The sequence below is a fragment of the Apilactobacillus apisilvae genome (genome assembly GCF_023380225.1).
GTDB classification, from domain to species: Bacteria; Bacillota; Bacilli; order Lactobacillales; family Lactobacillaceae; genus Apilactobacillus; species Apilactobacillus apisilvae.
The window spans coordinates 824,029-845,747 of record NZ_CP093362.1; the positions used below are offsets into that span (position 1 = coordinate 824,029).

Annotated in this window: 22 protein-coding genes; 1 reads left to right on the top strand and 21 read right to left on the bottom strand. The window is 32.2% G+C overall.

The annotated features are described in order from the left end of the window. Positions 1–227 precede the first annotated feature (227 nt). From MOO46_RS04265 to MOO46_RS04365, 21 genes are all read right to left on the bottom strand, one after another. Positions 228–1,157 (bottom strand): YczE/YyaS/YitT family protein, encoded by a 930-nt coding sequence (locus MOO46_RS04265; protein ID WP_249510460.1) that lies wholly within the window; start codon positions 1,155–1,157, stop codon positions 228–230. A gap of 158 nt (positions 1,158–1,315) precedes the next feature. Continuing rightward, on the bottom strand, positions 1,316–4,024 hold the full coding sequence (locus MOO46_RS04270) for an MMPL family transporter (RefSeq protein WP_249510461.1): 2,709 nt from the start codon (positions 4,022–4,024) through the stop codon (positions 1,316–1,318). Beyond that, entirely contained in the window at positions 4,024–4,644 is a 621-nt protein-coding gene (locus MOO46_RS04275) for a TetR/AcrR family transcriptional regulator (RefSeq protein WP_249510462.1), read from the bottom strand. Before MOO46_RS04275 ends, MOO46_RS04270 begins: the two co-directional genes overlap by 1 nt. A gap of 87 nt (positions 4,645–4,731) precedes the next feature. Beyond that, positions 4,732–5,637: a DMT family transporter gene (locus MOO46_RS04280; RefSeq protein WP_249510463.1), complete on the bottom strand. Its 906-nt coding sequence runs from the start codon at positions 5,635–5,637 to the stop codon at positions 4,732–4,734. 106 nt (positions 5,638–5,743) lie between these two features. Next, the gene (locus MOO46_RS04285; protein ID WP_249510464.1) at positions 5,744–6,655 is read right to left on the bottom strand and encodes an aldo/keto reductase; all 912 of its coding nucleotides are present in this window, start codon (positions 6,653–6,655) and stop codon (positions 5,744–5,746) included. A 90-nt stretch (positions 6,656–6,745) separates the two neighbouring features. Further along, on the bottom strand, positions 6,746–7,735 hold the full coding sequence (gene galE, locus MOO46_RS04290) for a UDP-glucose 4-epimerase GalE (protein WP_249510465.1): 990 nt from the start codon (positions 7,733–7,735) through the stop codon (positions 6,746–6,748). 100 nt (positions 7,736–7,835) lie between these two features. Then, positions 7,836–9,074, bottom strand: coding sequence for a beta-ketoacyl-ACP synthase II (gene fabF, locus MOO46_RS04295; RefSeq protein ID WP_249510466.1), 1,239 nt, complete (start codon positions 9,072–9,074; stop codon positions 7,836–7,838). A gap of 12 nt (positions 9,075–9,086) precedes the next feature. Further along, on the bottom strand, positions 9,087–9,530 hold the full coding sequence (fabZ, locus tag MOO46_RS04300; protein WP_249510467.1) for a 3-hydroxyacyl-ACP dehydratase FabZ: 444 nt from the start codon (positions 9,528–9,530) through the stop codon (positions 9,087–9,089). 205 nt (positions 9,531–9,735) lie between these two features. Further along, entirely contained in the window at positions 9,736–10,326 is a 591-nt protein-coding gene (locus tag MOO46_RS04305; RefSeq protein WP_249510468.1) for a 4'-phosphopantetheinyl transferase family protein, read from the bottom strand. Beyond that, positions 10,319–11,080: an enoyl-ACP reductase FabI gene (gene fabI, locus MOO46_RS04310; RefSeq protein ID WP_249510469.1), complete on the bottom strand. Its 762-nt coding sequence runs from the start codon at positions 11,078–11,080 to the stop codon at positions 10,319–10,321. The genes MOO46_RS04305 and fabI overlap by 8 nt, the downstream gene beginning before the upstream one ends. A gap of 46 nt (positions 11,081–11,126) precedes the next feature. Further along, positions 11,127–11,894 carry a carboxyltransferase subunit alpha gene (gene accA, locus MOO46_RS04315; protein ID WP_249510470.1) on the bottom strand — a complete coding sequence of 256 codons (768 nt, stop codon included), beginning with the start codon at positions 11,892–11,894 and terminating at the stop codon, positions 11,127–11,129. A 10-nt stretch (positions 11,895–11,904) separates the two neighbouring features. After that, positions 11,905–12,711, bottom strand: a complete 807-nt coding sequence (locus MOO46_RS04320) for an acetyl-CoA carboxylase carboxyltransferase subunit beta (protein WP_249510471.1) — start codon at positions 12,709–12,711, stop codon at positions 11,905–11,907. Further along, a complete protein-coding gene (locus MOO46_RS04325; RefSeq protein ID WP_249510472.1) occupies positions 12,698–14,071 on the bottom strand; it encodes an acetyl-CoA carboxylase biotin carboxylase subunit in 1,374 nt (457 codons plus the stop codon). Before MOO46_RS04325 ends, MOO46_RS04320 begins: the two co-directional genes overlap by 14 nt. A 23-nt stretch (positions 14,072–14,094) precedes the next feature. Continuing rightward, positions 14,095–14,463, bottom strand: a complete 369-nt coding sequence (locus tag MOO46_RS04330) for a 3-hydroxyacyl-ACP dehydratase FabZ family protein (RefSeq protein WP_396121419.1) — start codon at positions 14,461–14,463, stop codon at positions 14,095–14,097. 50 nt (positions 14,464–14,513) lie between these two features. After that, positions 14,514–14,954: an acetyl-CoA carboxylase biotin carboxyl carrier protein gene (locus tag MOO46_RS04335; RefSeq protein ID WP_249510474.1), complete on the bottom strand. Its 441-nt coding sequence runs from the start codon at positions 14,952–14,954 to the stop codon at positions 14,514–14,516. A gap of 47 nt (positions 14,955–15,001) precedes the next feature. Further along, a complete protein-coding gene (gene fabG / locus MOO46_RS04340; protein ID WP_249510475.1) occupies positions 15,002–15,742 on the bottom strand; it encodes a 3-oxoacyl-ACP reductase FabG in 741 nt (246 codons plus the stop codon). A gap of 2 nt (positions 15,743–15,744) precedes the next feature. Beyond that, positions 15,745–16,644, bottom strand: a complete 900-nt coding sequence (gene fabD, locus MOO46_RS04345; RefSeq protein ID WP_249510476.1) for an ACP S-malonyltransferase — start codon at positions 16,642–16,644, stop codon at positions 15,745–15,747. Positions 16,645–16,675: 31 nt separating this feature from the next. Next, entirely contained in the window at positions 16,676–16,921 is a 246-nt protein-coding gene (locus MOO46_RS04350; RefSeq protein WP_249510477.1) for an acyl carrier protein, read from the bottom strand. 30 nt (positions 16,922–16,951) lie between these two features. Beyond that, positions 16,952–17,923, bottom strand: coding sequence for a beta-ketoacyl-ACP synthase III (locus MOO46_RS04355; protein ID WP_249510478.1), 972 nt, complete (start codon positions 17,921–17,923; stop codon positions 16,952–16,954). 228 nt (positions 17,924–18,151) lie between these two features. Continuing rightward, positions 18,152–19,021, bottom strand: coding sequence for a GRP family sugar transporter (locus tag MOO46_RS04360; RefSeq protein WP_249510479.1), 870 nt, complete (start codon positions 19,019–19,021; stop codon positions 18,152–18,154). Positions 19,022–19,113: 92 nt separating this feature from the next. Beyond that, the gene (locus tag MOO46_RS04365) at positions 19,114–19,770 is read right to left on the bottom strand and encodes an NAD(P)H-dependent oxidoreductase (RefSeq protein ID WP_249510480.1); all 657 of its coding nucleotides are present in this window, start codon (positions 19,768–19,770) and stop codon (positions 19,114–19,116) included. A gap of 159 nt (positions 19,771–19,929) precedes the next feature. Here MOO46_RS04365 and MOO46_RS04370 point away from each other — a divergent pair, with 159 nt between their 5' ends. Further along, on the top strand, positions 19,930–21,666 hold the full coding sequence (locus tag MOO46_RS04370; RefSeq protein WP_249510481.1) for a phospho-sugar mutase: 1,737 nt from the start codon (positions 19,930–19,932) through the stop codon (positions 21,664–21,666). Positions 21,667–21,719: the final 53 nt, after the last annotated feature.

Here is a 21,719-nt window from a genome sequence, read left to right on the forward strand (position 1 = left end):
AAGAATAACTGATACCAGCCATTTTTCTAGTGCTCGAAGTTTTAATCATAACTAAATAATTTCTTCTGCGTACTATACTTAACAGCTAGTAATGTTAAAGAAGAAATTATTATTATCTCGTTTTATAGTCTCTATTCTATAAACAATAGTCATGATTTTAACCTCCAAATTTTATTCGTTCATTTATTTATAACAATCATAACTAACTAATTAAAAAAATGCAAGAATTATTTATTAATATTTTTAGCATTACGTTCTCTAAGTTCTTCTTTGAGCGAATCTAAACGTTGATTTAAAATAACATTAACTTGTTCATTTTTTCTAATATTATCCTGACTTCGATTAATTAATTCTTCAAGTTTAGCATTAGAATATCCCGACATATTTTTTTGCATTGTGTAAGTATTTTGATATGCAGCTAAAACGATATTGTATCCATTCTTACCCAACTCCAAAAATCCATTCGAAGCATTTTTCATTGTTGGATGCCTACTGAAATGATCAACATGAACCATCAAACTACGACTAACGGTATTATTCCAAAAGTTAATTAACGATCCAGCCAAAAATGCAGTAAACAAAGTCACAACACCAAAAGGTCCAGAAAATACTAGTGCAAGAATCATAACTATGATATCTTGTAAACTTCTTACTGTTTGATATTTAGTATGAGTTCTATCAGATATAATTGGTGCTATCGCATCATATGGTGAAACCCCTAACTTAGTGTTCATATATAATGATGTTCCCAAAGTAAATAAAGCAATTCCAACGATAGCATCAACTATCATCATCGGAATATTTACTGTATTTGGAAAAATATTGGAATATATTTTAGCAAAAAAATCGATTTCGTAACCAACTAAAACCATATTAAAAATTGTTCCAATACCAATTTGCTTACGATCAAAAATAAAAACTAATAAAAATAATAAAAAGTTAACAATTAATTGTAATACTCCTAAAGACATCCCAAGCTTAGCCGCAATTCCAGTATTCATAGCAGTAAAAGGATCTAGTCCAACATTTCCTTTTAATAAAAAAGCTGCTCCCATTGATAAGATAGTAATTCCTGCTAAAGATACTATTGATCTTAAAAATATATCTAAAGGTTTTTTATTAGTATTCTTTGAGTCATCATAAGGCACGTTTTCCATTAAACATCACTCTCATCTTAAATAAGTATTACATATATTATAAATCATTAATAAAGCAATTAAAACGATTAACATTTAGACGCATTAACTTATTAATTAGAGCTAAAACATAAAAAGATTGATTCTTGAAATTTAAGAATCAATCTTTTTCATTTTAATTAATTTTTAGAATGTTTGCCTTCTGCTTGTTTTTTATTATCATAAGTTAATTTAATTAAACTTGGAATCAAAATTGGAATAATAATTGCTAAGATAATTAATCCAATAATTACAGCAATTGCAACTTGAATAAGTGTTAATACACCTGATGGCATCAAGGCTGCAAATGTTCCACCTAAAATAATAGCAGCTGAGATAACAACTGTACCAATTACGGCAGAAGCATGCGTAATTTGTTTTGAAGGTGTTGAATCAAGATTACCAAATTCTCTATATTTCATCATTAAGAAGATACTATAATCAACTCCAAGAGCAATTAACATTACAAATGTAAAGAATGGAGTGTTCCAAGTTAACATCTTTGATCCTAATAATGATGCACTAATCATTTTAGTAATACTTAATGATGTTACATAAGCAATTAGTAAAGTTCCTAAAATGTAGAATGGTTGAAGAATAGATCTAGTAATGAACATTAAAGCAAGCATGATTCCAATAACCATAATAACAGCTGTTCTTATAAAGTCAGAGCTAGCAATATGTCTAGTATCTGAAGTCGATGCTGTTTGTCCACCAATAGCAACCTTAGTATGTGCTAAATCAGTACCGCTTAGAGTATTTTGAACTTTGGTTTGTAGGTTATCAATTTGGTTCATTGCTGATTCAGAACTTGGATCCTTATCTAAAACCACAGTAATTTTAGCAGTTTTCTTATCTTCTGATAGATATGATTTCATAGAGTTTTTAAATGTATCACTCTTTAATACACTTTCAGGAATGTTAAAGGTATTTGATGCTTTTGATTCAGATAAAGTCTTCAAGTAATCATTAGCATTACCCATTCCTTTATTAATTTGTTTCATACCTTCTGCTGCTTTAGCAAGTTTCTTTTGGGTTGCCTTTAATTGTTCAGCAACTTGTTTAGTATTAGAACCGATACTTCTAGTACTATCAGCAATTCCTTGCAATTGTGTTTGAAGACTAGACATTGTACTTTGTTGTTTGGAGTTAACATTTTGCAAGGCAGCACCAACAATTTGTAGTTGTTGAGAACTTAATGGTTGCTTAGCAGCAGTCATTTGACGTTGCAATTGACTTAACATTTGTTGTCCAGACATACTAGAATTTTGGCTGGAAGCAGACTTAATCGCATTTAATGATGAGGCAATGCTCTGAGTAGAAGTTCCAATATCTTGTAATGGTGTTGTATCAAATTTAGATTCAGAAGTACTCTTTTGAATAGTTGCTAAACCAGATTTAGCGGTTTTCATTTTACCAGTTAAATTATCTAATTGGTCATTCACATACAATTGTTCGATTGGCATTCCACTTGGTTGAGTAACTGAAGCAATTGTCTTAATTCCTTCTTGATTACTCAATTGAGTCGTTAATCGATCTAGTTCATTTAATGATTTTTCATTATCTAAACGCTTGTTAGATTGAATATAAATAGTTGATGGTTCAGCTGTACCTTTTGAAAAATGATCTTGCACTACTAATAGTCCCTTTTTAGCAGGAACATTATTATGTAGCTCAACTGCACTATCATAGTTCAATTTATTATGATATGAAGCAATAAAGGGAACAGTAGCAATTAATACTAAAATGATTGCTGGGATTGACCATCTAACTGAATTCTTGGATAAGAATCTCCAAAACTTGTTTTCACCTTCACCATTAAAGTTCTTTGAAGGCCAAAACATTCCTTTACCCATTGTAGCCATAAAGAATGGATTCAATGTCAATAATACAAGTAGTAGTACAGCAACTCCGACTGCAACTCCAACTGCTGATTGATAAATTGAGAATTTAGCTAATGCTAAAACTGCAAATCCAATTAACACAGAGCTACCAGAATATAAAATTGTTTTACCAGCAACTTTTCGAGCTGATATTGCAGCGGCAACTTTATCTTTGCCTCGACTTAATTCCTCTTTAAACTGATTATAAAGAAGAATATTGTAATCGGTTCCGATACCAAATAACACAACCACCATGAAAACTCTAGTAAAGTTAGATAATGGGAATCCATATGCTTTTACTAAGTTCATTACAATACTCAAAGAAACAATAAATGATACTCCAACCGTTAACAATGAAACTAAAGGCACAATAGGTGATCTGAAAACAATGATCAGAACAATCAAAATAAAGATTGCAGCAATAACTTCAGTTTTTTGAATTCCTTGTTCAGTTGATACTCTAAAATCATCATTTAGAATATCTCCACCAGTCACATATGTATTAATACCATTGGTTTTAACTACATCTTGCAATTGATTATTTACACTTTGAATTGATCGATCCTTAGTGACATTTAACTGAACTAATTCAGTTGTTTTATCTTTAGAAATTAATTGAGATCTAGTTGCATCATTATCATTAGGAGTAGTAAGTCCCTTGATTCCATAACTAGATTTGTTATCTTTTAATTTATTAATTGTGTAATTAATTTTTTGTTGATCAGATGCTGAGATTTTCTTATTACCATTGCTGAATACAACAACAGTGTCCATCGTATTCCCAATTCCATGTCCCCATTTATCTTGAATTTTTTGGGCAACTTGGCTTTGTGAAGTAGATGGAATTTTGGTTTGGCCCTTTTGAGCCACTAAGGAAGACATATTAGGTAGAAAAATAATACTTAATACTACGATTACAACCCATGCAACCAAACTACCAGTATATCTTTTAACAAAGTTTGACATTAAATTCCCTCCTGTTTGTTTATATTTATTAAATCATTAGGTGCAATACATTGTGAAGCAATAATTATTTGAGCAATTTTTTGAGGCTCCTCCGGATGATTTTTACTAATCCAGTAAACTACAATATTCATTAAATGGTCTAGCATGATTTCCCTAACGTAATCTTTAGGTATTTTCGATGTAAATTTAAATGTTCCGTTAAATTCATTCAATGAGATATCTGTTACCTCATTAAAAATATTTTTAATTCGTCCAATAAAATATGGATCACCATTTTCACTCAACAAAGCTGATAATAAGTCAGAATTTTCATAAAAATAATTAAGTGTTTTAATGACAATATCTGACGGAGTAGCTAAATCATTCTTGGTAAAACTTTTAAGTTCTTCTGGAACTAAATTATTTAATACATACTTAATATCATTAAGTAACTGATCCTCAACTTTTTTAACAAGATCATCTTTATCCAAATAATGAATATAGAAAGTTCCACGACCAACACCGGCTTCTCGAGTTAAGTCTGTCACATTAATGTTATTCAAACTTTTACCATCAATTAATTTAACAAGTGCATTAATAAGTGAAGTTTCCGTTTGTGAACTCCTTTTGTCTTGTTTCAAATAATTACACCTCCTAATTTAAGTTTTCTACTGTAGATTACAAATATAATTATAATAGATAATTTAAATAAGTCAACACGGTGTCTATTATCTTTTTTTGGCACCTAATGCCAAAATGAAAACAGTACTTAAAACTAATAATCCCCCGATAACTTCATATCCATTAAAAGCAGTGTTTAGAAAAATAATTGCTCCTAAAGTGGCAGATAAAGGTTCAAAAGTATCTAGCATTCCAGCAATTGTTGGTGAAATGAATTTCAAACTATTGATAAAGCATAGAAACGAAGCCATTGTTCCAAAGAAAACAATAAATCCTACGCCTAAAATAGTCCCTACAGTGAATTTAGGTATATCTGTCCAAAAAGGATGAATAATAGTAAATAAGATTCCGCCGACTAACATCGCCCATCCGACAACCATTAAAGAACTAAATTTCTTCAATAAATTCACTGGCAACATTGTCTGAATTGCACCTGCTAATGCCAACAATAGTCCAGTCGTCAAAGCTGGTGTAGAAATGGATAATTGTGTTAAATGACCCTTAGTAACTAGTAACCAAGTTCCAATCAAAGCTACTATAATCGCCGCTAGCTCAAACTTATTGGGTAATTTATGATAAAAAATTGCTGTAAAAATCACAATTAAAACTGTCCCCAAGCTTTGTAAAATAGTAGCAGTTCCCGCATTACTTAAATTTACAGTTACTAAATATAAATATTGAACTGCAGCTAATCCAAAAATAGCATACATAATAAATACGAAAACGTTCTGTGGCTTTTTCCATAATTCCAGCAAATTTTCTTTACGATAAAATTTTGAAAAAATTAAAATAAATATTCCAGAAATACTCATCTTAATTCCCATTAACCATTCTGGAGATAGATTATTATCTTGAAAAAGAAATTGAGATACTGGTCCTTGAATCCCCCATAGCAAAGCACCTATAATTGCTAAAATTGATCCTAAAAGGTGATTTTTAGTTTTATCATTCAATATGTAATGCTCCTAACTATAAAATACAATATATATATTATTATAATGCAAAAATAAGAGTGTTGTAACATAAATTACAACACTCTTATTAAATATTTTTTTATTATTAATCTTTATAATTTTTAGGAGAATCATCCCATTGATCAACAGCATCCACAACTTGACCATCAGCATTATGCCAGCCAAAGTCATCATACCATAGACTACGTTTTGCTTTGTCAATAGCATCAATCGTCTTAACATCATCATCAGATAATTTAAAATCAAAGATATCTGAGTTTTGAATAATTCTTTCTTCGTGTGATGACTTAGGAATTGTAACAATTCCCTTTTGCCAATCCCAACGGATAATTACTTGAGCGACTGATTTACTGTATTTTTCAGCAATGCGCTTAATTTCAGGATTAGATAATGCTTCACCACCACCAAGTGGAGACCAAGCTTCCATTTGGATACCAGCGTGATTATTAAATTCAAGAATACCTTTTTCTTGATTAATTGGGTTAAATTCCATTTGGTTTACAGCAGGAACAATATCAGTGTTGTCTAACAAGTCTTGTAATCTTTCATTATTAAAGTTAGAAATACCAATTGCTCTAACCTTGCCATCATGGTATAACTTTTCCATTGCACGCCAAGTATCAATGTACTTACCGTCTACTGGCCAATGGATTAAATATAAATCAAGGTAAGTTAAGTCTAAACGTTCTAATGTACCATTAACTGCGTCTAAAGTACTTTGGTAACCTTGATCACCATTGAATAATTTAGTAGTGATAAATAAATCTTTACGGTTCATACCTGTTGCAGCTAAACCTTCTTTAATTCCTTCACCAACACCTGATTCATTACCGTATTGTTTTGCAGTATCAATTAAGTGGTAACCCTTAATAATACCTTCTTTAACTGATTCTTTAGCACTTGTATTATCTGTTTTCCAAACACCAAGTCCTAAACGTGGCATTTTTACACCATTATTCAGGGTTGTTGTTTCTTCAAGTCCTTCTAATCTGTTCATAAAAATTCAACCTCCCTATTAATTATCAAATAATATGATAAAGGTAAATATTAATGATTGCAATGATATTGAATTTATTATCATTAAATCTTAATTTTCATAACCATTAGGATGCATTTGCTCCCATTTCCAAGCACTAGCAATAATATCAGCTACATTATCATGTTGTGGTCGCCAACCTAGAACTTCTCGAGCCTTAGTTGAATCAGCAATTAAGGTACTAGGATCGCCAGCTCTTCTGGGGGCATCTTCTGCAGGAATTGTTTTTTCGGTAACTTTACGAGCCGTTTCTAACATTTGTCGATTAGAAAAACCAGTGGATGAACCCAAATTAAAGATTTGTGAATTATCACCACTTAATAATCGTTTCATCGATAAAATATGTGCATCTGCTAAGTCCAAGACATGGACATAATCGCGAACATTAGTCCCATCTTCGGTGGGATAATCAGTACCAAAAATTTGCAGTTTATCACGTAATCCCTGTGCAACTTGTAAAATAATTGGAATCAAATGGGTTTCTGGATGATGGTCTTCGCCAATTGAACCATCCATCTTAGCACCACCAACGTTAAAATAACGTAATGCTGTAAATTTGATGTCATGAGCAACATCAGCCCAATGCATCATTTTTTCCATCATTAATTTACTTTCCCCATAAGGATTGGTTGGGATTGTTGAATCACTTTCTTTAATGGGGATTTGTTTAGGTTCTCCATAAACAGCAGCAGTAGATGAAAAGACAATGTATTTAACATCATACTTATTCATTGCTTCTAATAAACTAATCATCCCATAAACATTATTATCAAAATATTTCATGGGTTTTTCCATTGATTCTGGAACAATTGAATTAGCTGCAAAATGAATTACTCCGTCAATATGCTCTTTTTCGAAAATATTATTCAAAAATTCAGAATCACGAATATCTCCCTTATAGAAACGAGCCTTCGAATTAATACTTTCTTTATGACCTGTTGCCAAATTATCAGCAACTACTACATCAAAGTCATTGTCAATTAATCGATCAACAGTATGTGAGCCAATATATCCAGCTCCACCAGGTACTAAAATAGCCATAATTATTCTCCTAAAATTAAATAATATTGTTACCTCTCATTATAAAGGAAAAACTTAAAATAAAATAAAAAATCTCTCTAAAATTAGAGAGATTTTTTATTTAGTCATCTTCATATTTCTTAAATGCAAGAACTGCATTATGACCACCGAAACCAAATGAATTACTGATTTCGTAATTAACTGGAGCTTTATTGTTGTCTTCATTTACTAAGTCAACTTCAACTTCAGGATCTTTGTTCTTTAATCCAACATTAACAGGCATTTGTTGACGTTGTAATGCACCAACCATAATGACAGCTTCAAGAGAACCAGCAGCCCCCAAGGCATGACCAGTCATACCCTTAGTACTACTTACTTTAATATGATCATTATCGGCAAATACTGATTGAATAGCCTTTGATTCGGCAGAATCATTGGCGTGAGTACTTGTTCCATGAGCATTAACATAGTCAACATCTTTAGTTGAAATTCCAGCATCTTCAAGTGCTAATTTCATAGCATCCATAGCACCAGATCCATCAGGACGTGGGGCGGTTAAATGATATGCATCACTGTTAGTACCATATCCTACAACTTCACCTAAAATGTTAGCGCCACGAGCTTTAGCATGTTCTAAATCTTCTAATACTAAAGTACCAGCACCTTCACCCATTACAAAACCATTTCTATCTTTATCAAATGGCATTGAACCATCTTCAACATTTTCAGCTGTTGATAAAGCTGATAAGGCTGCGAAACCTGAAATACCAAGTTCGTTAACTGATGCTTCAGAACCACCAGTAATCATCATTTTAGCCTTACCATATTGGATACGTTCAAATGCATCACCGATAGCATTAGTACCAGAAGCACAAGCAGTAACAATAGCTTGACTAGTGTTTCTAGCATCTAAATTAATAGAAATGTTACCAGCAGCCATATTAATGATTGAATTAGGAACAAAGAATGGTGAAACACGACCTGGTCCCTTTTTACTCATCTTAATAGCTTGTTGTTGAATAGTGGTTAAACCACCAATTCCAGAACCATAGATAACTCCCAGTTCTTTAGGATCATATTCACCCTTTTTCAAACCAGCTTGTTCCATTGCTTCCATTGCTGAATATACAGCGTAACGTGAAAAGTCATCCATACGTTTGGAAACTTTTTTATCTAAACGTTTTAATGGATCAAAATCTTTAACTTCAGCAGCTAAAGTTACACCAGTGTTTGATGAATCAAAATGTGTGATTGGTGCAATTCCAGTTTTAGATGCAAAAACACTATCTAAGAAAGTTTTTGCGTCGTTACCCATTGGACTTACAGCACCAATACCAGTAATAACTACACGATGTTGCATAAGAAATTCCTCCTATTTACGCTTTTCATTAGGAACAATAAAAGTTAGTTCTGCTTGGCAGGCTTTTTTGTCGCCAACATAAGCAGTACAGTCAACCATTCCCATATTACTCTTTTGTTTACCCATAGTAACTTCGAAACGAATAACGTCACCTGGACGAACAATTTTTCTAAATTTAGCTTTTTTAATTTCTCCTAAGTAAGCAGTCTTATCCTTATATTTTTCACTCTTTAAAATTAAGATAGATGCCACTTGTGCCATTGATTCAATAATTAAAACCCCTGGCATAACTGGATTACCTGGAAAATGTCCTTGGAAATAATTTTCATTAATTGTTACGTTTTTAGTAGCAACAATGCTTTCACCGGGAACTAATTCATCAACCCTGTCAATATATAAGATTGGGAATCTATTTGGAATTAAATCCATAATTTCAGTTGTATTTAAAACACTCACAATAAGTTCTCCTTAGTTTAAATATTTTTATATCGCACAAAATAATTAATTTATATTTTTAATAACAGTAACCATATTAACAATCAATAAAACTTTTGAAAAAGAATTAGCCAATATTTTATTAATAAGTTGTCATTTAATCCCATCAAAACAATCATTTTACGGCTATCAGTATTGATGTGACAAAATTAAATAAATATCTCAATTATGATGCAAAAGTAGCTAAAGTTCCTAAATACTCTGATCCAAGATCAATATCAATTAATTTAAAATTAACGCCTAATCGACTAGCTGAGTTTTTAGAAACAATATCTATATTAACACTTTTAGCCTTACCAGAAAGACCAGTCCCCAATAGTTTTAAGGTGGCTTCCTTAATCGTCCACAATTTCAGGGTTTCATTACCTTCAATTTTTTCAGGCAATGAACCTAAATATGATAATTCTTGGTCATTGAAAGCACGAGAAATTCTTTTATAAGAAGATGGCCTTATCTTTTCAATATCGACTCCAACATCTTGATCACTAATAACCAAGATTACTAAATCATAAGAGTTGGAAATATTGAAATAAAATTCTTGTGATTTTAAATAAGGTTTTCCATGTTTACCATAATTAAATAAGTTACTATCGAGTAGCTCTTCAACACTAATGTTCATATAATCAGCTAACAAACAATTACCAACAATTGATTGTCTTTGATTATATTTATCAAAATTAACATTAACTTTTTTAAATATATCCTGATATTTAGGATTATTTATTGTATCAGTAAAAATTTGAATATTATTAGGCAAGTAAATGAACACCCTTATCAGCGTAAATTAAATCACCAGTAACACCAGTTGATAAATCACTCATTAAGAATGTAGCAACATTTCCAACTTGAACCGTATCAACTGATTCGCCATCAACAGTTCTAGCTTCTGATTCTCTTAATAAATCACCATGATTCTTAATACCAGTAACAGCAAGTGTTTTAATAGCACCTGCAGAAATAGCGTTTACACGGATCTTCTTTGGTCCTAAATCAGTAGCAATGTATCTAACATTAGCTTCTAAGGCTGCTTTAGCAACCCCCATCATATTGTATGAAGGAATAGCACGAGTTGATCCCATGTAAGTTAGTGTAGCAATACTACCTGATGGATTCATAATACGACTTGCATAACGTGATACTGAAATAAATGAGTATGCACTAACATCTTGTGCTAAATTATAGCCATCTTTTTCAACATCAATTACGCCGCCTTCAAGTGTTTTCTTGTCAGCATATGCAATTGCATGAATAACTCCATCAATATTACCAAATTTTTCATGAATTTCATTAAATGTTTTTTCAACATTTTCATCTTCTGAAACATCACATTGAATCATGGTAGTTCCTTCAGGGACAATTCGATCTAATTGACGTTTCAAACGATCATTTTGATAAGTTAAGATAACTTCTGCACCATTATCCATTAAAGATTGAGCACACCCCCAAGCGATACTACGCTTGTTAGCAACCCCCATTATAACAATTCTTTTTCCATCTAATAATTTTGACATTAGATTTATCCTCCTAAATATTCAAATCAATTTTTTAAAAATTACATTAGTTGAATTTACGGTAACGTGCATGACGATTTGCCAATAATTCTTCTTTAGGTAATTTCTTTAGTTCATTTATCTTATCAATTAATGCATTCTTAAAGTTTTGCATTGATTCATCATCATTGACTTCAGGGATAATTTTATCAATTATTTCATTTGATAATAAGTCCTTTGGAGTTAATTGCATTTGTTCAGCAGCATCAGCTGCTTTACTAGAATCTTTCCATAAAATAGTAGCATAACCTTCTGGTGATAGAATGGAATAAACACTATCTTCAAATGCCCAAACAGTATCTCCAACAGCAAGTGCTAAGGCACCACCACTTCCACCTTCACCAACAATTACACTAACATAAGGAACCGATAATTTAAGCCCTTGCATTATTGATTGGGCAATCATATATCCTTGCCCCTTATACTCAGCGTCCACACCTGGATAAGCACCTGGTGTATTAATTAAATTAATAATTGGACGATTGAATTTTTCCGCTTGTTTCATCAAGCGAAGCGCTTTACGGTATCCATCAGGTTCCGCTGATCCAAAATGTCGATCAATATTTTCATCAGTAGTATCACCCTTTTGAATACTAGTAATAGTGACTGGTTCGCCACCCATAGTTCCTATCCCTGCATAAACAGCCGGATCATCACCATAAGCACGATCTCCATGTAATTCCATAAAATCTTCAGTAATCCCAGCAACTAATTTTTGGATACTAACTTTATCAGCACTTCTAGCCGCAAGAACTCGATCGTATGCTTTTGTCATAATATCCTCCTTAATTCCAGGCCAATAATTTGGCTAATACTGATTTCATGTCAGAACGATTTACAATGGCATCCAAAAAGCCATTTTTAAGTAAGGTTTCTGCTCGTTGAAAATCTTTGGGTGGGCGTTGCTGAATTGTTTTTTCAATTACACGACGTCCAGCAAATCCAATTAATGTATGTGGTTCAGAAAGATTAATATCACCTTCCATAGCATAACTTGCAGTTACACCACCAGTAGTGGGATCAGTTAGTACTGAAATGTATAATAAATCTTTTTCTGCATGATCAGAAACTGCTTGAGATACCTTAGCCATTTGCATTAATGAATGAATACCTTCTTGCATTCTAGCTCCACCTGAACAAGAGAAAACAACCACTGGTAAACCCTCTTTAGTACATTTTTCAAATAAACGTGCCAATTTTTCACCAGTTGCGGTTCCTAAACTACCCATGATAAAGCGCCAGTCCATAACACCTAATCCAAATTCTTGATTACCAATTTTAGCAATTCCAGTTTGAATACTTTCGTTTAAATCAGTAATTTTTTTGGATTTTTCTAGTTTTCCGGAGTATTTTTCATCACTTAAAAATCTCTTAGGTGCCACAACGTCTTCATTAATTGGAGTAAATTCATCACAAGTTAACTTAATACGTTCATCTGCACCAAGTCTAAAACCAAATCCACAATTAGGACATACTTTATAAGTACCTAGCTTTTTATTATAAAAATTATCCTTACAAATTGGACATTTAACAAATAAATGATCTGGAATCTTATCCATCAAATCTTGTAAGTCTTCTTTATTTTTTGACATTCTTCAACCACTCTTTCAAGAATGATTTTTCAATATACAAATTATTAAAATCTGAATCATTGAAATGTTTATCTTGTAATAAATCATTTAAAAATTGACGATTAGTGTTAACTCCATCAATTGAAAATTCATTAATTACTCGTCTCATCTTTACGACTGCTTCTTCTTTATTAGGCATATGTACAATGATCTTGGCAATCATTGAATCATAGAAAGGTGAAATTGTATCTCCAGATTCAACTCCTGAGTCAATCCGAACACCTTTAGTCCCAAATGGAAAATTAACTCGTTTTAGCTTTCCTGGTGATGGAATAAATCCATTTGCAGGATTTTCTGCATTAATTCGACATTCAATTGCATAACTATCAACATTAATATCAGTTTGAGTAAATGGTAACTTTTCACCTGCTGCAACCAAAATTTGGTCTTTGATTAATTGAACTCCAGATACTTCTTCAGTGACAGTATGTTCAACTTGCAAACGAGTATTCATTTCCATGAAATAAAATTTGTTTGTTTTTTCATCAAGTAGGAACTCAAAGGTACCGGTGTTTTCATAACCAATTTCTTTAGTAGCTTTAGCAACTAAGCTGCCCAAATAATCACGTTGGGATTGAGAAACTTCCATACATGGAGTTTCTTCAATTATTTTTTGATGTTCTCTTTGTAAAGAACAATCACGTTCAGGAAAATAAACAACGTTACCAAATTGGTCAGCAATCACTTGCATTTCAATATGTTTAGCATCGCTTAAATCTTTTTCCATATACAATGAATCATCATTATATGAAATTCTAGCTTCACGTTTAGTAGTGGTAAAAATATCCTTTAATTGATCTGGATTATCACATTCACGAATACCTTTTCCACCACCACCGGCAGCTGCTTTCAACATAACTGGATAACCAATTTCATCTGCTAACTTCAAAGCCTCATCAATTGTATCAATTGAACCATCGCTACCAGGAATAGTGGGAACCCCACTATTTTTCATTGCATCTTTGGCATGGGCTTTATTTCCCATTAAATCAATGACTTTCGATGTAGGACCAATAAATTTAATTGAGCACTTTTCACACAATTCAGCGAATTCGGCATTTTCAGATAAAAAGCCATAACCAGGATGAATAGCATCACTTTGGGTTAAGATTGCAGCATCAATAATCGCTGGCATGCTTAAATATGATTCACCAGGTTGTGGTCCACCAATACATACTGATTCGTCAGCTAGTTTAACAAACATACTATCCTTATCAGCGGTTGAATAAACAGCAACAGCCTTAATATTCATTTCATGAAGTGATCTTATAATTTGCACCGCAATTTCACCACGGTTAGCAATTAAAACTTTTTTAAACATTTCGATCATCCTTTAGGAAATTTCTATTCCATTGCAAAAATTAAAGTACCTTCACAAATAACTTCGCCATCTCTAGTAATTGTTCCATGACCTTCACCAATATTACGTTTAAGCTTAGTCATTTCAACATTTAATTCTAATTTATCTCCGGGGCGAAAACTATCTTGATATGATGCTTCTTTAATTCCACCAAAGAAAACATTTTTACCCTTATATTCTGGCATTGATAATAATGCGCAAACTCCAGTTTGTGCTAACATTTCCATCGCAATTGGTCTAGGCATCCATAGATTATCGGATGGTTGATTTTGAAAAAACCATTCATTAATATTCAATAGTTTTAATGCTTTAGCACTTTTACCTGGCTGTACATCAATAATCTTATCAATCATTTGGAAAGGAAAACGTTGAGGAATAAAATCATGTACATTATAATCCAAGACTAATCCTCCTCAACTTCGAAAATTGGTTGATCATATTCAACCATATCTCCGTTATCAGCTACTTGTTTAGTAATCGTTCCAGAGGTTGGACTTTTCACTTCATTAATAACCTTCATAGCTTCGATTACACAAACAGTTTCACCTTTTTTAACATGATCTCCAACATTTTTATATACTGGTTTTTCAGGGCTTGGTGAAAAATATACAATTCCTACTAGCGGTGCTTTAATTTTAGAAGCACTACTTTTAGGAGTTGCAGGTTTAGTAGCTGTTTCATTATTATTTACATCATTAGATGTATTTGAAGCAAAATTTTGTACCGGTGCATGTTCTAGCTTACTGAAATAAATATCAGTTCCATCATCACCAGTGATTTTAAATTCTTTCATGCTGGACTTATCGAACTTGTCCATTAAATTCTCAATATCTCTTTCATCCATTATTAAACTTCTCCTGTTAATTAAGAATATTCTCACTTAACTGAACATTACATTGTCAATCCACCATCGACGGTGATTACTTGACCATTCATGTATTCATTATCAATTAAAAATTCAACTACTTGAGCAACTTCATCTGGATTACCGAAGCGACCAGATGGAATTTTTTCTTCCCAAGATTTAATATTTTTATCACTTAACTTATCAGTCATTGCAGTCTTAATCATTCCAGGAGCAACTGCGTTACAACGAATTCCACGAAGTGAACCTTCTTGTGCAGTCGTCTTAGTTAATCCAACTAATCCTGCTTTAGTTGATGAATAATTAGCTTGACCTAAATTACCATGAAGGCCGGCAATACTAGACATATTAATAATGCTACCCTTACGAGCTCTTTGCATTTTTTTCATTGCAAATTTAGTCATATTAAAAGCACCAAACAAGTTAGTATTAAGTACTTGTTTAAAAGAATCAGCTTTCATTCTAGTTAATAAAGTATCTTGAGTAATTCCAGCGTTATTAACCAAGACATCGATTTTTCCATATTTATCAACGATACTATCAATCATCGCTTTAGCATCATCTTCAGACGCAACATCACCAGTTAAAACTTCAATTTCATTATCAAAGTTAGCTTGTAACTCTTTGTTTTCATCATCACTTAATTCACGGTGAGAATTGACGATTACGATATTATTATCATCTTTGGATAAACGAATTGCATCAGCTAATCCTAACCCCTTAGTTGCACCAGTGATTAAAATAACTCTCTTTTCAGTTTTTTCCATGATTATTCTCCTAACTTATCTAACAAGTCATTTAAAGTTTCAACACTTTCAACATTATAAGTGTCTGCTTTCAATGTCTTTTTGGCAAGCTTGCTTAAAGTATTACCAGGACCAATTTCGATAAATGCATCAATATCTTTGTCTTCAATAGATGCAACGTCTTGCATAAAGTGAGTTGGATTAATTAATTGATTAGTTAATGTGTCTTTAATAGTTTCTGTATTAAATGGTTTTACAGTAGTATTACTAATTACATCAACTTCTGGTTCATTGAATTCAACCGATGCTAAACGTTTTGCTAATTGATCAGAAGCTGGCTGCATTAAAGGTGTATGTGAAGCAACCGCTACCTTCAATGGAATAACTCTTTTAGCGCCTTTTTCTTTTAACTCAGCCATTGCTTTTTCAACGCCTTCTTTAGTTCCACCAATTACAGTTTGTTTCTTAGTATTATAATTAGCAGGATAAACGTCATCAATTTGATCACAAACATCTTTAACAAAATCAGGACTAACGCCCAATACAGCTGCCATAGAACCTGGATTTTGCTTTCCAGCTTCATCCATGTAATGTGAGCGATCATGTACTAGCTTTAGTCCTGATTGAAAAGATAGTGCTTTAGCAGCAACTAAAGCACTATACTCACCTAAACTCAATCCCATCATCGCAACAGGTTGATCCAACTTGTCGGCTAAAATACGATGAATTGCTACACTCATCGTTAAAATAGAAATTTGAGTATTATTAGGATTATCAAAAATGTCTGGATCTGCTAAGTTTAAATCTAATGTCTTAGAAGCCTCATCAATTGTATCTTTGTAAATAGAATTACTTTTATATAAATCCTGTCCCATTGATTTAAATTGACTGCCTTGGCCACTAAATAAATAACAAATATTCAAACCTAAACACTCCTAAATTAATTTAAAAATATTACTTTTCGTCAACTTGTTTTGCAACGTAATCAACTAGTTGTTGAACAGTTGCAATATCGTTATCAGTATCAATTTCGATATCGTATTCATCTTCTAGTGCATCGATGATTTCGAATAGGTCTAAACTATCTAAGTCTAATTCGTCTTGGAATTTAGTTTCCATTTTAATATCTTCAGCCTTAACATCTGATTGGTCTACAACGATTTCTTTTACCTTGTCAAAAATTGCGTTCTTGTCTGCCATAATAAATACACTCCATATATAAAATAAAATTTAGTATCTTAAAATAATTGTTCCGGTGGTTAATCCACCACCAAAACCTGATAGGACAATAATATCCCCTTTAGCTATTAAACCATTTTCCATCATTTCTGACAACAATATTGGTTCACTAGCAGCCGCTGTATTCCCATAACGGTCGATGTTGATGGGAAACTTTTCCGCATCAACTTTCATCTTACGTGCAACATTCTTTACGATTCTAGCGTTGGCTTGATGCAAAACAAAATATTTTACATCATCAGCACTTAAATTAGCATCGGATAATGCTTGATCAATAGAAAGTGGTACATTTTTGGTGGCAAAATTAAAAACTTCACGACCATCCATATGAAAGTATTGATCAGTTTGATCAGCTATCTTTCCAAAATGTTCATCACCAATCATATGACCAGCTAATAAAGCTTTACCTTGATCACCATAAGTTTTCAAGTTAGAAGCCAAAATTTGACCATCACCTTGATTAGAAACTAACATTCCACCAGCACCATCACCGAATAACACAGCAGTTGTACGATCATGCCAATTAATTAATTTACTTAATTGTTCACCACCAATAACAATTCCTAAAGCATTAGGCTTACTATTAAGTAATGATTGCATTGTATAAGCACCATACACAAATCCTGAACATGCAGCATTAATATCAAAAGCAATGGCATTATTAGCACCAATTAAGCCTTGAACGGCTGCAGCTGTGGATGGAGTTTGATAGTCAGAAGACATTGTTCCTACAATAATAAAATCAATGTCATCAACATCAACATTAGCCTTATCTATTAATTGTGAAGCAACCTCAGCACATAAAGAAGTGGTAGTTTCACTAACAGCTACTCGACGTTCCTTAATTCCAGTTCTTCTGCTAATCCATTCATCAGAAGTATCCATAATTTTCGTCAAGTCATCATTAGTAACTACCTTTTCAGGAACAGCTTTGGCAGTTGCTTTAATTGAAAAACTGCTCATGATATCTCCTTTAAACTAAATCAGTATTTGATAATTTATTTTTTAATATCACTAGTTAAGTTTTAAATAATTTGAAACTTTTTTCAACTGATATTTATCAGAGATTATTAATAAAAAATAAAAAACCATCATTATTGTTGATACAACAATGATTATATCATATAGTTTTCCTAATTTTTAATAAGTTACTATTTTTTTAATTTGTAACGTATTTTTTTATAGAAAACCTTAGATTGTCTGAATTAAGATTCCACCAATGATAATAATTAATAAACCGAGTAATGTTAAGATTACTTTTTGCTTCCCTTTAACTTCGTGAAATAATACCATGCCACCAATTGTTGCTACCACTACATCCATTTGAGTTAAAGTAAAACCAGTCGCAACTCCATTCAGTTTGATGGAAACTAAATAGGCAAATGCTGCAATCCCAAAAACAAATCCTAAAATCATATTTTCAAAACTAAATTTATTAAAGATCGGTTTTTGAATTCGGTATTCTTTAATGAATAAAGAAAAAATAATTGCAGCAATTACCATGCCAATCGCTTGTGGAAAAATTGCATCCGAACCACCTACATTGGCTAGTCTTGGAAATGCTGAATAACCAATGTATCCAAATGTCCCAATAAACAAAATCCAAAATCCGTATTTATACTGATGCTTGGCTCCTGGTTCATCTTGTTTACCATTTTTAGTAATCAAAACAATTCCCAAAATGATCACTAATAATGCAAAAAAGCCTTTATACTTGTCCATTGCAGTTGGCCATTCTTGAAAGAAAATGACCGCTGTAATTGGATTACCAATTAATTGCATTGCAGTAGATAAAGGTGTGCCCAATGCAATCCCCATGGATTTAAATGCTTGATATTGGGTCATTTGTCCAAAAGTCCAACACATTCCAGATATTAGACACAAAACAAAAGGTTTTAATGACATCTCGGGACGATAAATTAAATAAACAATCAAAGGAACTAAAAAAGCACCATAAACGGTTCCACATAGTTGGTTAATCGTTGAGCCTCTAGCTTTTAACAAAATAATCGGTTGAATTCCCCAAAGCAAAGCTGGAATTAATCCAATTAAAATATTCAATTTTAAACACTCCCAAATATACTTATACGATAATTAAACCATATCAAATAAAAATAACTCGTAGCGAATAATGCTACGAGTTATAAATAATATTATTTAATTACTTTATAAATTTCATCCATTGGTTGACGTTTCTTTGGTGTAATTTCTTGATCACGGTAACCAAAACTAACCATGACAGAAACACCCCATTCTTTTAAATCAACCGCGTTATATTTTTCTAATGTTTTTTCAACATTTTCGCGATTGAACCCTTCAATTGGACAACTATCAATATCAAGATAAGCAGCTGCATCCATCATATTAGCTAATGGAATATAAGTTTGTTTTGATGCCCAATCGAATAATGTACGTTCATCATTTAGCTTAAAGTCATTCTTTTGAAAGTCCTGTAATTTAGCAACAAATGCAGAGTTAGGATCAAATGAATGATTTTGGACATCTTCACTAATGTGTTGAACATGTTTAGAAGTTGGAGTTAAATTCTTTTTAGCTAAAATAATAACAAATTTATCAGCACCATCTAAACTCCTTTGTGCTCCCCATGCTTCGTTATAAAGATCCTTTTTCAAATCATCATTTTCAATTAATAAAAACTTCCAAGGTGAAAGGCCCATTGAACTTGGTGACAAACGAGCTACTTCCATAATAGTTTGCCAATCTTTATCTGAAATCTTTTTATCAGGATTATATTTCTTAGTAGCATATCTTCTATTTGCGACGTTAATTAATTCTTCATTCTTATCCATGAATTAAATGCACCCTTCTTTTAATTACTATTTGTAAGTAGAATAGCATCTAAAAAATAAAAGCGCAAAAAATATGCTTTTAATTATAAATTGACTAAAATAACGGCATTAACTATACTAATTTTAGTAACACAATTCAGTTCATTGGAGACTTCTGATATGAATTATAAAAAAGATTATGAAAACTGGTCAGCACAAAAAGATTTAGCTGAATCAGTACAATTAGATTTAAAAAATATGAAAGATAATAATGAAGAAATTGAAGATGCATTTGGTACCCAAATGTCATTTGGAACTGCTGGTATGCGTGGATTAATGGGTGCTGGTATGAATCGGATGAATATTTATACGGTTAGACAAGCCACTGAAGGATTAGCATCATATATGGATACTTTAGATGATAAAGTAAAACAACGTGGTGTTGCCATCAGTTTTGATTCCAGATACCATTCTAAAGAATTCGCTTATGAAACCGCTCGTGTATTAGGTGCACATGACATCAAAGCCTTTGTTTTTGATGATATTCGTCCTACACCGGAACTTTCATTCACTATTCGTCATCTTAATACCTTTGCTGGGGTAATGATTACTGCTAGTCATAATCCTATGCAATATAATGGGTATAAAATTTATGGTGAAGATGGTGGACAAATGCCACCTAAAGCTTCTGATATGATCACCGATTACGTTAGAAAAACTACTGATGTCTTTTCAATTAAAGTTGCTAACATTCGTGATTTAAGAAAAACACATATGGTAACTGTAATTGGTGAAGACGTCGATGAAGCCTACTTAGAAAATGCTCACAGTGTAAATGTTAATCATGAATTAATTAAAGAAGTTGGCAAAAATTTAAAATTCGTTTATACCCCACTTCATGGAACTGGAAAAGTATTATGCCGTCGTGCTTTAGAAAATGCTGGATTTAAAAACTATTCAATTGTTCCTGAACAAACAATTGCCGATCCAGAATTTCCAACCGTTGATTTTCCAAATCCAGAATTTCCAGAAGCTTTTAATCTATCAATTAAGTTAGGGCAAAAAATTGGAGCCGATGTTTTAATTGCTACTGATCCTGATGCTGACCGCCTTGGCGCTGCTGTTAGACAACCAGACAACTCATATAAATTGATGACTGGTAATCAGATTGCATCAGTCCTACTAGACTACATTTTAAAAGCTAAAAAAGACAATAATGAGTTACCAAAAAATGGAACTGTTGTTAAATCAATTGTTTCAACTGAGTTGGCAACTAAAATTGCTGCCAATTACAACATTGAAATGAAGAATGTTTTAACTGGTTTTAAATTTATCGCAGAACAAATTCATAACTTTGAACAAAATAAGGATCACACTTTTCTATTTGGATTTGAAGAAAGTTTTGGTTATTTAATTAAACCATTTGTTCGTGATAAAGATGCCATTCAATCAACTATGCTATTAGCCGAAGTAGCTGCTTACTACAAAAAGCAAGGTAAAACTTTATATGATGGTCTTCAATTAATGTATCAAAAATACGGATACTTCGAAGAAAAGACAATTTCGAAAATGTTTGAAGGCATTGATGGAAAAGAAAAAATGGCTAACATTATGAATGAATTAAGAGATAATCCAATGAATTCATTTAATGATGAAAAAGTCACTGCATTGGAAGATTTTGATACTTCTATTCAAACTAATCAAGATGGTTCAACCAAGAAAATCGATTTACCTAAATCAAATGTTTTAAAATATTGGCTTGAAGATGGTACTTGGATTGCTATTCGTCCTTCAGGTACTGAACCAAAAGTGAAATTTTACATTGGTACTGAAGATAGTACTCAAGATGAAGCTAACCAACGTCTAGATTCATATGTTAATGCTGTTAATAAATTAATCAATAAATTAACAAAATAATAAATTATAATTGGTAGTCTAAAATTTTGGACTACTTTTTTATTTTCAAAAAA